This window comes from Roseateles sp., from assembly GCF_047654785.1.
Taxonomy (GTDB): Bacteria; Pseudomonadota; Gammaproteobacteria; order Burkholderiales; family Burkholderiaceae_C; genus Pelomonas.
In genome coordinates this window covers 847,071-859,907 of sequence record NZ_JASGKQ010000002.1, presented here as the reverse complement: position 1 = coordinate 859,907, position 12,837 = coordinate 847,071, and the positions used below count along the sequence as shown (strand labels likewise).

Annotated in this window: 15 protein-coding genes; 7 read left to right on the top strand and 8 right to left on the bottom strand. The window is 74.0% G+C overall.

The annotated features are described in order from the left end of the window. Positions 1-8: 8 nt before the first annotated feature. The 5 genes from QM788_RS08470 to QM788_RS08450 form a co-directional block, all read right to left on the bottom strand. A complete protein-coding gene (locus tag QM788_RS08470; RefSeq protein ID WP_415661045.1) occupies positions 9-1,286 on the bottom strand; it encodes an efflux RND transporter periplasmic adaptor subunit in 1,278 nt (425 codons plus the stop codon). Between the two features lie 120 nt (positions 1,287-1,406). Then, entirely contained in the window at positions 1,407-2,189 is a 783-nt protein-coding gene (locus QM788_RS08465; protein WP_415661044.1) for an amino acid ABC transporter ATP-binding protein, read from the bottom strand. Beyond that, complete coding sequence (locus tag QM788_RS08460) at positions 2,173-2,826, bottom strand: amino acid ABC transporter permease (protein ID WP_415661043.1); 654 nt, start codon at positions 2,824-2,826, stop codon at positions 2,173-2,175. The genes QM788_RS08465 and QM788_RS08460 overlap by 17 nt, the downstream gene beginning before the upstream one ends. Then, positions 2,819-3,493 (bottom strand): amino acid ABC transporter permease, encoded by a 675-nt coding sequence (locus QM788_RS08455; RefSeq protein ID WP_415661042.1) that lies wholly within the window; start codon positions 3,491-3,493, stop codon positions 2,819-2,821. Before QM788_RS08455 ends, QM788_RS08460 begins: the two co-directional genes overlap by 8 nt. A 61-nt stretch (positions 3,494-3,554) precedes the next feature. After that, entirely contained in the window at positions 3,555-4,343 is a 789-nt protein-coding gene (locus QM788_RS08450; RefSeq protein ID WP_415661041.1) for a transporter substrate-binding domain-containing protein, read from the bottom strand. A 196-nt stretch (positions 4,344-4,539) separates the two neighbouring features. Between QM788_RS08450 and QM788_RS08445 the strand changes: the two genes are divergently transcribed. The 7 genes from QM788_RS08445 to QM788_RS08415 all read left to right on the top strand — a co-directional run bounded on the left by QM788_RS08445 (position 4,540) and on the right by QM788_RS08415 (position 9,658). Then, positions 4,540-5,124, top strand: coding sequence for an HD domain-containing protein (locus QM788_RS08445; RefSeq protein WP_415661040.1), 585 nt, complete (start codon positions 4,540-4,542; stop codon positions 5,122-5,124). A gap of 59 nt (positions 5,125-5,183) precedes the next feature. Continuing rightward, the gene (locus tag QM788_RS08440; RefSeq protein WP_415661039.1) at positions 5,184-5,849 is read left to right on the top strand and encodes a response regulator; all 666 of its coding nucleotides are present in this window, start codon (positions 5,184-5,186) and stop codon (positions 5,847-5,849) included. 150 nt (positions 5,850-5,999) lie between these two features. After that, positions 6,000-7,325 (top strand): ATP-binding protein, encoded by a 1,326-nt coding sequence (locus QM788_RS08435; RefSeq protein ID WP_415661038.1) that lies wholly within the window; start codon positions 6,000-6,002, stop codon positions 7,323-7,325. A gap of 92 nt (positions 7,326-7,417) precedes the next feature. Next, positions 7,418-8,920, top strand: a complete 1,503-nt coding sequence (locus QM788_RS08430) for a Do family serine endopeptidase (protein ID WP_415661037.1) — start codon at positions 7,418-7,420, stop codon at positions 8,918-8,920. Between the two features lie 91 nt (positions 8,921-9,011). Further along, entirely contained in the window at positions 9,012-9,149 is a 138-nt protein-coding gene (locus QM788_RS08425; protein WP_415661036.1) for a hypothetical protein, read from the top strand. A gap of 75 nt (positions 9,150-9,224) precedes the next feature. Beyond that, positions 9,225-9,440 (top strand): hypothetical protein, encoded by a 216-nt coding sequence (locus QM788_RS08420; RefSeq protein WP_415661035.1) that lies wholly within the window; start codon positions 9,225-9,227, stop codon positions 9,438-9,440. Next, a complete protein-coding gene (locus QM788_RS08415) occupies positions 9,389-9,658 on the top strand; it encodes a hypothetical protein (RefSeq protein WP_415661034.1) in 270 nt (89 codons plus the stop codon). Before QM788_RS08420 ends, QM788_RS08415 begins: the two co-directional genes overlap by 52 nt. A 22-nt stretch (positions 9,659-9,680) precedes the next feature. Here the strand turns inward: QM788_RS08415 and QM788_RS08410 are convergent, their stop codons facing one another. From QM788_RS08410 to QM788_RS08400, 3 genes are read right to left on the bottom strand one after another with little or no spacing between them, the layout of a single operon-like run. Beyond that, entirely contained in the window at positions 9,681-10,295 is a 615-nt protein-coding gene (locus QM788_RS08410; RefSeq protein ID WP_415661033.1) for a glutathione S-transferase family protein, read from the bottom strand. Then, positions 10,292-10,552: a hypothetical protein gene (locus QM788_RS08405; protein WP_415661032.1), complete on the bottom strand. Its 261-nt coding sequence runs from the start codon at positions 10,550-10,552 to the stop codon at positions 10,292-10,294. Before QM788_RS08405 ends, QM788_RS08410 begins: the two co-directional genes overlap by 4 nt. Then, positions 10,545-12,824, bottom strand: coding sequence for an FdhF/YdeP family oxidoreductase (locus QM788_RS08400; RefSeq protein WP_415661031.1), 2,280 nt, complete (start codon positions 12,822-12,824; stop codon positions 10,545-10,547). The genes QM788_RS08405 and QM788_RS08400 overlap by 8 nt, the downstream gene beginning before the upstream one ends. Between the last annotated feature and the right edge of the window lie 13 nt (positions 12,825-12,837).

The window sequence follows — 12,837 nt, the reverse complement described above, 5'->3', positions numbered from 1 at the left end:
TCCTTGGCTCAATCCGCGATCAGGACGCGCTCGGCGCCGTTGAAGTTCTCGGTGCCCGAGATGACGACGCGGTCCCCCGCCTTCAGCCCCGACAGCACCTCCACCCGGTCCAGCGCGCGCGCGCCCAGCCGGATGGCCACCTTCTCGGCCACGCCGCCGCGCACCACGTAGGCCTGGCTGCCGCCGCCCTCGTCCACGAAGCCGCCGCGCGCGACGCCCAGCACCCGTTCGCGCCGGTCCAGCAGCACGCGCACCGACAGGCGCTGGTTCTGGCGCAGCTGCTCCGGCTGCCGGCCGGCGAAGCGCAGCCGCGCCGCCACCTCGCCGTTGACGACCTCGGGCGACACCGAGCTGATCCGGCCCGCCCAGCGCTGGCCGTTGCCGCCGATCTCGCCCGGCATGCCCGGCTGCAGCTCGCGGGCGAAGCTCTCGGCCACCTGCATCTGCACCTCCAGCGCGGACAGGTCGACCACCGACAGCAGCTTGGCGTCGCGCGCGACGTTCGTGCGGTCGGCGACGAAGAGCTGGCCCACTTGCCCGTCCACCGGCGAGCGCACGGCCAGCTCGTCCACCTGGCGCTCCAGGTCGGCCACCAGCAGCTGCTGGCGGGCCAGCGCGCTCTGCTTGGCCGCCACGTCCAGCCGCAGGCTGTCGGTCTTGAGGCCGCGCAGCTCGCCCGCCTGCGCCAGCGCGAGGCGGGCCTTGGCCAGCGCGTCCTGCGCGCGCTCGACCTGCATGCGCGCGGTGGCGCCGGCCTCGAAGGCCTGGGCCTGGCGGGCCAGGTCGTTCTGCGCGGTCTGCTGGTCGATGCGGGCGTTCTCGTAGGCGCTGTGCAGCGCGGCCGCCTGCTGGCGCGCCTCCACCTCGGCGCGCGCCAGCTCGGCGCGCAGCGCATCGACCTGGCTGCGCTCCTGCGCGAGCCGGTTGGCCAGCTCGGGCGAGTCCACCCGCGCCAGCACCTGGCCGCGCCGGACGGGGTCGCCCGCCTGCACCGCCAGCGTGGCGGTGCCGGCGCCGGGGGCGTACAGCGTGGGGCTCTGCGCGGCGACGACGCGGCCCTCGCCCGCCACGTCGCGCGTCAGCGGCGCGACGTCCACGGTGGCGAAGCTCAGCCGCGCCGCGCTGACGGCGGCGCCGGCCGACAGCCACTGCCGCACGCCGCCACCGGCCAGCAGCACGGCGCCGGCCACGGCCGCGGCCGCCCCCGCGATCAGCAGCGGCCGCCGCCGGGAGGAAGGAGCGAGCGGGCGGTCCTGCTCGGAGGTGTCACGGAAACCGGTGTTCATGCACCGCTTTTCGCAAGCGGTGTGCCAGCGACGGCGGCCTTATGAATCAACCACTTGGCGCGGCGGACGGTGTCCGCGGACAGGGGCCGGACAGTCCGGACGGCGGCGGGCCGGGGCCGCTCAATCGTCCAGCGCCGCCAGGAACTGCCGCAGCTCCGGCGTCCGCGGCGCGCCGAACAGGTCGGCCGGCGGGCCCATCTCGTGGACGCGGCCCTGGTGCATGAAGATGACGCGGTCGGCCACCTTGCGGGCGAAGCCCATCTCGTGCGTGACCATCAGCAGCGTCATGCCCTCGTCCGCCAGCGCCTCGACGACGCGCAGCACCTCGCCCACCAGCTCCGGGTCCAGCGCCGACGTGATCTCGTCGCACAGCAGCACGGCCGGCTCCATCGCCAGCGCGCGGGCGATGGCCACGCGCTGCTGCTGGCCGCCGGAGAGCTGGTCGGGCATGGCGTTGAACTTCTCGGCCAGGCCCACGCGGCGCAGCAGCCGGGTGGCCTGCTCGGCGGCCTCGTTGGGGCTGCGCCGCTTCACCAGCGTGGGCGCCAGCATCACGTTGCGGCCCACGCTCAGGTGCGGGAACAGGTTGAAGCCCTGGAAGATCATGCCCACCTGCTGGCGCAGCGCGCGCATGGCCAGCGCGCTGTCGTGCAACAGCGGCTTGCCGTTGACGGTGAGCGCGCCGTCCTGGAAGCGCTCCAGCCCGTTCACGCAGCGCAGCAGCGTGCTCTTGCCCGAGCCGCTCTTGCCGATGATGGCGATGACCTCGCCGCGCATGACGTCCAGGTCGATGCCCTTGAGCACCTCGTTCGTGCCGTAGGACTTGCGCAGCGCGGTGATGCGCACGATGGGCGCGCCGGGCGCCACCGGGGGCGGCGAGAGAGAGTCAAGCGGAGCGGTCATGGCGCCGGCCTTCCAGGTGTTGAGCGAACAGGCTGACGGGGAAGCACAGCGCGAAATAGAACAGCGCCACGCAGCCGAAGACGAGGAAGGGCTTGAAGCTGGCGTTGGCGATCATGCTGCCGGCCTTGGTCAGCTCGACGAAGCCGATCACCGACGCCAGCGCCGTGCCCTTGATGACCTGCACCAGGAAGCCCACCGTCGGCGCGATGGCCAGCTTCAGCGCCTGCGGCAGGATGACGTGGCGCAGCTGCTCGCCGAAGCTCAGCGCCAGGCTGCGCGCCGCCTCCCACTGGCCGCGCGGCACCGCGTCCACGCAGCCGCGCCAGATCTCGACGAGGTAGGCGCTGGTGTAGAGCGTCAGCGCCAGCGCCGCGGCCGTCCAGGCCGACACCTCCACGCCCAGCAGCGCCAGGCCGAAGTAGGCCAGGAACAGCTGCATCAGCAGCGGCGTGCCCTGGAACAGCTGCACATACAGCGCGACGGCGCGCTGCGCGGGCCGGCCCAGGCCCAGCCGCAGCGTCAGCAGCAGCCCGCCGACGAGGCCGCCGCCGACGAAGGCGATCAGCGACAGCGCCACCGTCCAGCGCAGCGCCAGCAGCAGGTTGCGCAGGATGTCCCACAGCGTGAACTCAACCATGGCCGCTCCCCCGGCCGAAGACGAAGCGCGGCCCCGCCCACGTCAGCAGCCGGCGCGCCAGCACGGCCAGCACCAGGTACAGCCCCGTGGCGACGATGAATGCCTCGAAGGCGCGGAAGTTGCGGCCCTGGATGAGGTTGGCCGCGTAGCTCAGCTCCTCGGTCGAGATCTGCCCGCAGACGGCCGAGCCCAGCATGACGATGATGATCTGGCTCGTCAGCGCCGGCCACACGCGCTGGAAGGCCGGCGGCAGCACGACGCGCAGGAAGGTCTGCACGGGGCTGAGCGCCAGGCTCTGCGCCGCCTCCCACTGGCCGCGCGGCGTGGCCTGGATGCCGGCGCGCAGGATCTCGGTACCGTAGGCGCCGAGGTTGAGCGTCATCGCGATCAGCGAGGCCGCCTCGGGCGACAGCTTCACGCCCAGCGCCGGCAGGCCGAAGAAGATGAAGAACAGCTGCACGATGAAGGGCGTGTTGCGCAGCAGCTCCACGTACCCGCCCAGCAGCCGCCGCAGCCACGCCGGCCCGCAGGCGCGCGACCACGCGCCCAGCGTGGCGATGGCCAGGCCCAGCGGCGTGGCGACGAGCGTGAGCCCCAGCGTCCACGCCAGCCCCGTCAGCAGCAGCGGCCATTCGGCCAGCACGGCCATGAAATCGAATTGGGTCATGTCGTCACCGGGGTTCGCGGCCGGGATGCGCCTTCAGCCGCGCCGCCGGCAGGGGGCGGGTTCACGACGGCAGCTCGCCCGCGCCGCGGCCCAGCCACTTCTTCGACAGCGCCTCCAGCTCGCCCGCCGCCTTGGCCGCGGCGATGATCTCGTTGACCTTGGCCAGCAGCGCGTCCTCGCCCTTGGCCACGCCGACGAAGCAGGGGCTGTCCTTCAGCAGCAGCTTGAACTCCGTGCCCAGGCCCGGGTTGCGCTGCATCAGGTTGCCGGCCACCGAGGCGCTGGTGGCCAGCAGCTGCGTCTGGCCGGCGGCGAAGGCGGCGATGGTGGCGTTGTTGTCCTCGAAGCGCTTGAACTCCAGCGTCGGCGGCGCGACCTTGGCCAGCTCCTGGTCCTCCATCGCGCCGCGCGTCACGGCCACGCTCTTGCCGGCCAGGTCGGCCCAGCGCTTGACCGGCAGGCTCCTGGCCGCGAACACCGCCTGGTAGAACGGCGCGTAGGCGGCGCTGAAGTTGATGACCTTCTCGCGCTCCGGGTTCTTGCCCAGCGTGGAGATGACGAGGTCGGCCTTCTTCGTCTGCAGGTAGGGGATGCGGTTGGCGCTGGTCACCGGCACCAGCTCGGCCTTCACGCCCAGCCGGGCGGCGATCAGCTGGGCCACGGCCACGTCCAGGCCCTGCGGCGCCATGTCGGGGCCGACGAAGCCATAGGGCGGGTAATCGGTCGGGATGGCGATCCGGACGGTCTTGCGCTTGGCGATGGTGTCCAGCGCGGTCTGCGCCTGGGCGGTGGCGGCGAGCAGCGCGAGGCCGGCGGCCAGCAGCAGGCGTCGGGAAGCGGACGGGGTCATGGGGCGGGTCTCCTGAGGGTTCGGCGCAGCCCGCACTCCGCAGCTTCCGTGCCAGCGCCGCCCCGCCCGGCAGACGCACCGCCCTGGGCCGCCGCCGCGGCCGCCGCGGGCCGGCAGGCACCAGCACAGTGCCGCACGTGACAGCAGGCGCCCCAGCACGCGGCGCAGAATCGCCGCACCCGCCACCGGAGCCGCCATGAACGCACGCGCCACCTTCACCCGCATGGACGCAAGCACCCGCGACGACTGGGCCGCCATCGTCCCGGAGGCGATGCAGATGGCCCGCACGCTGCCCGACCGCGTGCTCGGCCACCTGCGGCTGCTGGACGGCGACTTCGGCGGCTTCCCAGTGGACCGCCTCACCCACTGCCTGCAGACCGCCACGCTCGCCCACCGCGACGGGCGCGACGAGGAATACGTCTGCTGCGCGCTGCTGCACGACATCGGCGACACGCTGGGCAGCTTCAACCACCCCGACATCGCCGCCGCCATCCTCAAGCCCTTCGTGACGGAGGCCAACCTGTGGATGGTGCAGCAGCACGGCATCTTCCAGGGGCACAACTTCTTCCACCACATCGGGCTGGACCGCGACCTGCGCGAGCAGTTCCGCGGCCACCCGCACTTCGAGCGCACGGCCGAGTTCGTCGAGCGCTACGACAACCCCGCGTTCGACCCCGCCGCCGAGACGCTGCCGCTGGACTTCTTCGCGCCGATGCTGCGCCGGCTGATGGCCGCGCCGCGCCAGTCCGTCTACAAGGCGGCGATCGCGCCGGCCGGCTGAACGGCGGGCGGCCGCCGCCCCTTAAGCTCGCCCCCCATGCGACTGCCGCCCCACCGCCCATGCGCCTGCTGCTCGTCGAAGACGACCCCATGATCGGCGACAGCCTGCGCGAAGCGCTGCGCCGCCAGGGCTTCGCGGCCGACTGGCTGCGCGACGGCCAGGCCGCCGACGCGGTGCTGGCCAGCGGCGAGCGCTTCGACGCCGTGCTGCTGGACCTGGGCCTGCCCCGGCGCGGCGGCCTGGACGTGCTGAAGAGCCTGCGCGCCCGCGGCGACGCCACGCCGGTGCTGGTGATGACCGCGCGCGACGCGCTGGCCGACAAGGTGGCCGGGCTGGACGCGGGCGCCGACGACTACCTCGTCAAGCCCTTCGAGCTGGACGAGCTGCTGGCCCGGCTGCGCGCCGTCGCGCGCCGCCACGGCGGCCGCGCCGACACCGCGCTGCAGGTGGCCGACCTGCGGCTGGACCCCGCCACGCGCGAGGTCACCCGCGCCGGCCGGCCGGTGCTGCTGTCGGCCCGCGAGTTCGCGCTGCTGCAGGCGCTGCTGGAGCGGCCCGGCGCCATCGTCTCGCGCGCGCAGCTGGAGGACCGGCTCTACGGCTGGGGCGAGGAGCTGGAGAGCAACGCGATCAGCGTCTACATGCACCAGCTGCGCAAGAAGCTGGGCGCGGACCTGCTGCACACGGTGCGCGGCCTGGGCTACTACGCCGGGCCGGAGAAATGAGGCCCCTCGTCAGCCCAGGCGCCGCTGGACGCGGGCCTGCCCTGCCGGTCCCCCGGGGGGACGGCGATGCTCGCGGGGCTTGCCCCGCTCGCACATCGTCTGCGGGCCGGCTTGGGAGCGGCCCGGCGCTCGGCCCGCACGCGCCGCACCATGGCTAGGCGGGCGCTCTCCACGTTGCGCGGGCGGCTGTTCGCGCTGCTCGCGGCGCTGGGCGGCGTGACGGCGCTGGCCGTGGGCGGCGCCACCTACTACAGCGTGCGCGCCGAGGCCGACGTGCTGTTCGACTACCAGCTGCGCCAGACCGCGCTGTCGCTGCGCGACCAGGGCCGCGTCGCGCCCAACGAGGCCGCCGCGCTGGCGGACCCGGGGTTCGACTACGTCGTGCAGATCTGGTCCGTGCAGGGGCTGGAGCTGTACACCAGCCGGCCGCAGGGCATGACCGAGCCGCTGCCGCCGCGCGCGGTGCTGGGCTTCTCGCACCTGCGCCTGGGCGGGCAGGACTGGCGCGTGTTCAGCGCCGCCACGCCGCAGCGCGTGGTGCAGGTGGCACAGCCGCTGGCCGTGCGGCAGAAGCTCGCCGCGCTGGCGGCGCTGCGCAGCGTGGTGCCGGTGGCGGTGGCGCTGCCGCTGGTGGCCGCGGCGCTGTGGTGGCTGCTCGGCGTGTCGCTGGCGCCGCTGGCGCGCGTGACGCAGGCGGCCCGGGCGCGCGGCGCCGGCGCGCGGGACGCGCTGCCCACCGCCGGGCTGCCCGGCGAGGTGGCGCCGCTGGTGGACGCCTTCAACGGCCTGCTGGCACGGCTGGACGAGGCCCTGGACGCGCAGCGCAGCTTCGTCGCCGACGCCGCCCACGAGCTGCGCACCCCGCTCACCGCGCTGAAGCTGCAGCTGGGCCTGCTGCACGGCGCCACGCCGGGCGCGCAGCAGGACGAGGCCGTCGCCCGCCTGCGCGGCGGCATCGACCGCGCGGCCCACCTCGTCGAGCAGCTGCTGGCGCTGGCCCGCGCCGAGCCCGGCGCCGCCGCGGCCGCGCAGCCGCTGGACCTGGCCGAGCTGGCCCGCCAGGCGGTGGCCGACGTGCAGCCCCTGGCCGACCAGGCCGGCGTCGCGCTGGCGCTGGACGCCCCCGGCCCGCTGCCGCTCAGCGGCGATGCGCAGGCGCTGCGCGGCGCGCTGCGCAACCTGGTCGACAACGCGGTCAAGTACGGCGCGCGCACGGTGCAGGTCAGCGCGCTGCGCGACGGCGGCGCGCCGCTGCTGCGCGTGGACGACGACGGCCCGGGCATCCCGCCCGGCCAGCGCGAGCGCGCGTTCGACCGCTTCCAGCGCGGCGAGGACGCCGGCGTGTCCGGCAGCGGCCTGGGCCTGGCCATCGTGCAGGCGGCCGCGCGCCAGCAGGGCGCGGCGGTACGGCTGGCGACGGCGCCGCTCGGCGGCCTGCGCGCCGAGATCGCCTGGCCGGCCGGCGCGGCGGCCTAACTTTCGCCTCACCTTCGCCTCATCGGCCCCTCACCCGCGCTGCCTAGAGTGGCCCGCACCGGCTGCGCCGCAGCCCGCATGAGGAGCCTTCGATGACCCAGACCGCCAAGATCACCCTGACTGCCGCCGCCGCCGCGCTGCTGGCCGCGGGCGTGACCGTCACCACCACCGCCATCGGCTGGCCGGCGCCCGGCTGGCTGCAGGACAAGGCCGGCACCGGCGCCACCCCGGCGGCCTCATCCACGCCGCCCACCGCGCCCGCTGCGGCGCTGCCCCCCGCGCAACTGCCCAACTACCGCGCCATCGTGCAGGCGCAGGGGCCCGCCGTCGTCGGCATCACGGTGGCCGGGCTGCACCAGGTAGACGGCCCCGCCGCCCTGCAGCCGGGCCAGGACGCCGGGGACGACCCCTTCTTCCGCTTCTTCCGCGGCATCCCCGGGCTGCGCCTGCCGCAGCAGATCAACCCCGGCGCCCAGCCCTTCCGCGGCCAGGGCTCGGGCTTCATCATCAGCGCCGACGGGCTGGTGCTGACCAACGCCCACGTGGTGCGCGAGGCCAAGCAGGTCACCGTCAAGCTCAGCGACCGCCGCGAGTTCGCCGCCCAGGTGCTGGGCAGCGACCCGGCCACCGACATCGCCGTGCTGAAGGTGGACGCCAAGGGCCTGCCCGCCGTGCAGCTGGGCGACGCGCGGCAGGTGCAGGTGGGCGACTGGGTGCTCGCCATCGGCGCGCCCTACGGCTTCGAGCAGACGGCCACGCAGGGCATCGTCAGCGCCAAGGGCCGCTCGCTGCCGGGCGACAGCGTGGTGCCCTTCATCCAGACCGACGCGGCCGTGAACCCCGGCAACTCCGGCGGCCCGCTGTTCGACGCCTCGGGCCGCGTCGTCGGCGTGAACGCGCAGATCTACTCGCAGAGCGGCGGCTTCCAGGGCCTGGCCTTCGCGATCCCGGTGGACGTGGCGCTGCGCGTGAAGGACCAGATCGTCGCGCACGGCAAGGTCGAGCACGCGCGGCTGGGCGTCACGCTGCAGGACCTGTCCGCGCCGCTGGCCGCGTCCTTCGGGCTGGACGCGCCGGACGGCGCGCTGGTGTCCAGCGTGCAGCCCGGCAGCGCCGCGGCCAAGGCCGGGCTGAAGGCGGGCGACGTCATCACCGCGCTGGACGGCGAGCCGGTGCGCGTGGCGGGCGACGTGTCCAGCCGCGTGGGCCTGGCGCGGCCGGGCGACAAGATCAAGCTGGCGCTGTGGCGCGACAAGGCGCACCACAGCGAGACCGTCAGCCTGGGCCGCGCCGACAAGGACGCCCCGCAGGCCAGCGCCGCGCCCGAGGGCGGCCAGCTGGGCCTGGCGCTGCGGCCGCTGGAGCGCCAGGAGCTGCGCGGCGCCGGCCTGGACCACGGCCTGCTCGTCGAAGGCGTGGCCGGCCCGGCCCAGCTGGCCGGCGTGCAGCCCGGCGACGTGCTGCTGGCGCTGAACGGCAAGCCGGTGCAGAGCGTGGACGAGGTGCGCGCCGCGATGAAGGGCAAGCCGAACTCGGTGGCATTGCTCGTGGCCCGCGACGGGCAGCAGATCTTCGTGCCCGTGCGGCTGGGCTGATCGCGGCCCCGGCCGCGCGAAACGGCGGGCTGCGCAGCCCGCTCGCTGCGCTAGGCTGCGCACCGTCGCAACAAGCCCTGCCCGCGAACCCATGGCCGCCACCCACCGGACGCTGATCCTCCTTGCCGCCGGCGCCGTGGCGGGCGGATGGTTTTTCATGTCGCAGGAGCCGTCGCAAGGGGCGGCGCAGGCGCCAGCAGCGGCGGCGGCCTGGGAGGCCGTGCAGTAGCTGCGCGGCTGCACGGCCACCGACGCACGGCGCACCAGCTTCGAGACGCTGCGCGGCCAGGGCGTGTCGCCCGACATGATGACCCAGCTGATGGTGGAGGCCGATGCCGAGGCCCGCCGCTGCCAGACCGTCACGGCCCGGCACCGCGCGCTGCTGCCCGAACTGGCCGCACGCGCCATGCGGGCCGGCGTGCCCGAGGCGGCCTCGCACCGGCGCAGCGCCAGGAAGTCGCCGACGAGATGCGCCGCGATGCCCAGGCCGGCCATGCGCAGAGCCTGCTCGGCGCGCTGATCGCCCACGAGGACTGGGGGCTGAGCGACGCCGAGAAGCTGGCCTGCCTCGGCGCCTACGTCAGCCTGCCCGGCCACCCCGAGGCCCAGCCCATGGCCAAGGCCCTGGTGGACCAGGGCACCATCCGCTTCAAGACCCCGCCCACGCCCGGGCAGTTGGAGGCGGCGAAGCCGGCCATGCTGAAGATTCTGGAACGGGTGCAGGGGGCCAGGCCGTGACCGCCGCCCCCACATCGAAGCTTCAGGGCATCCCGTTGCCCACGTAGTCCACAAACCCGGGCCGCGTGCTCAGCCGTTGCAGCCAGGCCTCCACGGCCGGCAGCTCGGCACGCGCGATGGGCGCGTTCTTCCAGCGCTGGGCGGACAGGCCCAGCACGACGTCGGCGAGGGTGAAGTCCGGCCCCGTGACGAAGGCGCCGGTCGCGGCGAGCTGCTGGTCCAGCATGCCCATGTGGCGGTTCCAGCTGTCGACGCTGGCTTGAACGGCCTCCGGCGTGGCGGGCTGGCCGCGCACCAGCGCCATGAAGGCGGTGCGCCAGGCGTTGTTCAGCTCGCCGGCCTGCCAGTCCATCCATTGCTCGACGCGTGCACGCGCCCGCGCCTCGGTGGGCAGCAGCGTGGCCGCGCCTGCCTGGGTGGCGAGGTAGCGGCAGATGCTGTTGCTCTCCCACAGCGTGAAGTCGCCATCGACGAGCACAGGGATCAGCCCGTTGGGATTCATCGCCAGATAGCCGGGCTCCTGCGGCGACCGGAAGCCGGCGCCCCAGTCCTCGCGTTCCAGCGCGAGGTCGAGCTGCGCGGCGGTCCACATGACCTTGCGCACGTTGATGGAGGTGAGGCGGCCGAGGAGCTTCATGGCGGTGGAGGCGGCAGTTGGCGGGCGGCCTCGCGGCCGGCGGGGGTGAGGTGGGCGGTCCAGCGGCCGGCATCGTCGCAGGCCAGCCGCACCCAGCCGGGGCCGCGCGTGCCGGCGATGGCGGCATCGCCCAGCGCCGTGCCCTCGCGCAGCAGCACGCTGACGCGCTCGTCCAGCCGCTTGGCCAGGCGCGCCAGGGCCACGCCCTCGCCGTCGTCCAGCGCCAACAGCAGGCGCAGCAGCCTGTCCTCAGCCATGCCGGCTCAGCATGACGGGGATGGACTTGGACGTTGGCGTGCGCGCGACGAGGGAGAAGCTCTCCAGCGGCACGAGCGGGTTGGTCTCGGGGTAGTAGCTCGCCAGGCAGCCGCGCGGGATGTCGTAGGCCACCAGCAGGAAGCGCTCGGCGCGGCGCTGCTGCACCTCGGCACTGTCCTCGGCGACGTAGAGACTGGTGATGTCCACCCAGTCGCCGGCCTGCATGCCGATGTCCTTGAGGTCGTCGGCATGGATGAAGACGACGCGGCGGTGGCCGTAGACGCCGCGGTAGCGGTCGTCCAGACCGTAGATGGTGGTGTTGTACTGGTCGTGCGAGCGCAGCGTCGTCAGCGTGAAGACGCGGGTGTCGCGCTGGCGCTCGGCGATGCGCTGCACGGCCAGGTCGGTCGGCATCGCATGCGTGCTGAACTGCGCCTTGCCGCTGGCCGTGGCCCAGACGCGCTCGCTCGCCGTGTTGCGCAGGCGGAAGCCGCCGGGCTGCTTGATCTTCTCGTTGAAGCCGGCGAAGTCGGGCAGCACGGCTTCGATCTTGTCGCGGATGCGGGCGTAGTCGCCAGCCAGCGCCAGCCACGGTGTACGGCTGTGCTTCAGCGTGGCGGCGGCCAGGCGCGCGACGAGCATGGGCTCGGACAGCAGATGCTCGGACGCCGGCGCATTCATACCGGAGGACAGGTGCACCATGCTCATCGAGTCTTCCACCGTGACGCCCTGCGGCCCCGTGGCCTGCACGTCGATCTCGGTGCGGCCCAGCACCGGCAGCACCAGCGCCTTCTTGCCATGCACGACGTGGCTGCGGTTGAACTTGGTGGTGATGTGCACGGTCAGCTCGCAGCGGCGCAGCGCGCGCCAGGTGGCGGCCGTGTCGGGCGTCGCCGCGGCGAAGTTGCCGCCCATCGCGATGAAGACCTTGCCGCGGCCGTCCAGCATGGCCTGGATGGCGCCCACCGTGTCGTGGCCCTGCGCGCGCGGCGGCTCGAAGCCGAAGACCTCGCCGAGCTTGTCGAGGAAGGCCGGCGCGGGCTTCTCGTGGATGCCCATGGTGCGGTCGCCCTGCACATTGCTGTGGCCGCGCACCGGGCAGGCGCCGGCGCCGGGCCGCCCGAGGTTGCCGCGCAGCAGCAGCAGGTTGACGATCATCTGGATGGTCGCCACCGAGTGCCGGTGCTGCGTGATGCCCATGCCCCAGCAGGCGATCGCGCGCTCGCTGGCCGCGTAGAGGTCGGCGGCCTGCTCGATCTGCTCGCGCGCGAGGCCGCTGGCCTGCACCAGCGGTGCCCAGGGCTGCGCGCGCAGGTCGGCCGCGAAGGCGTCGAAGCCCTGCGTGTGCCGGGCGATGAAGCCGCGGTCCAGCGCGCCGCGCTCGACCAGGCGCTTGCACATGCCCTTGAGCAGCGCGAAGTCGCCGCCGACCTGGAGCTGGAAGTAGTGGCTGCTGATCGGCGCGTCGCCCCGCGCCGCCATCTCCAGCGCGTCCTGCGGGTCGGCGAAGCGCTCCAGGCCGCGCTCACGCAGCGGGTTGAAGCTGAGGATGCGGGCGCCGCGCTTGCGGGCCGCGCGCAGCTCGCCCAGCATGCGCGGGTGGTTGGTGCCCGGGTTCTGGCCGAACACGAGGATGCAGTCGGCCTGCCCGAAGTCCGCCAGCGTCACCGTGCCCTTGCCCACGCCCAGCGTCGGCTTCATGGCCGCGCCGCTGGGCTCGTGGCACATGTTGGAGCAGTCGGGGAAGTTGTTGGTGCCGTACTCGCGCACGAACAGCTGGTACAGGAAGGCGGCCTCGTTGCTGGTGCGGCCGGAGGTGTAGAACAGCGCCTGGTTCGGGTCCGGCAGCGCCTGCAGCTCGCGGGCGATCAGCGCGAACGCGGCGTCCCAGGAGGTGCGGACGTAGCGGTCCTGCCGGGCGTCGTAGGCCAGCGGCTCGGTCAGGCGGCCGGTGGCCTCCAGCGCGTGGTCGGAGGCCTCGGCCCATTCGGCGAGCGTCTTCGCGCCGATCAGCTCCGGCGTCGCCCGCCGCGCGGTCGCCTCGGCGGCCACGGCCTTGGCGCCGTTCTCGCAGAACTCGAAGGTGGAACGGTGGTCGCGGTCCGGCCAGGCGCAGCCGGGACAGTCGAAGCCGTCGGCCTGGTTGGCGTGCAGCAGCGTCCTGGCGCCCTTCACGGCGACGCCCTGCCCGCGCAGGTGCTGCGCCACGCTCTTCAGCGCGCCCCAGCCGCCGGCCGGGCCGTCGTAGCGCGTGATCTTCTGTTCGCTCATGCCGCCAGCCTAC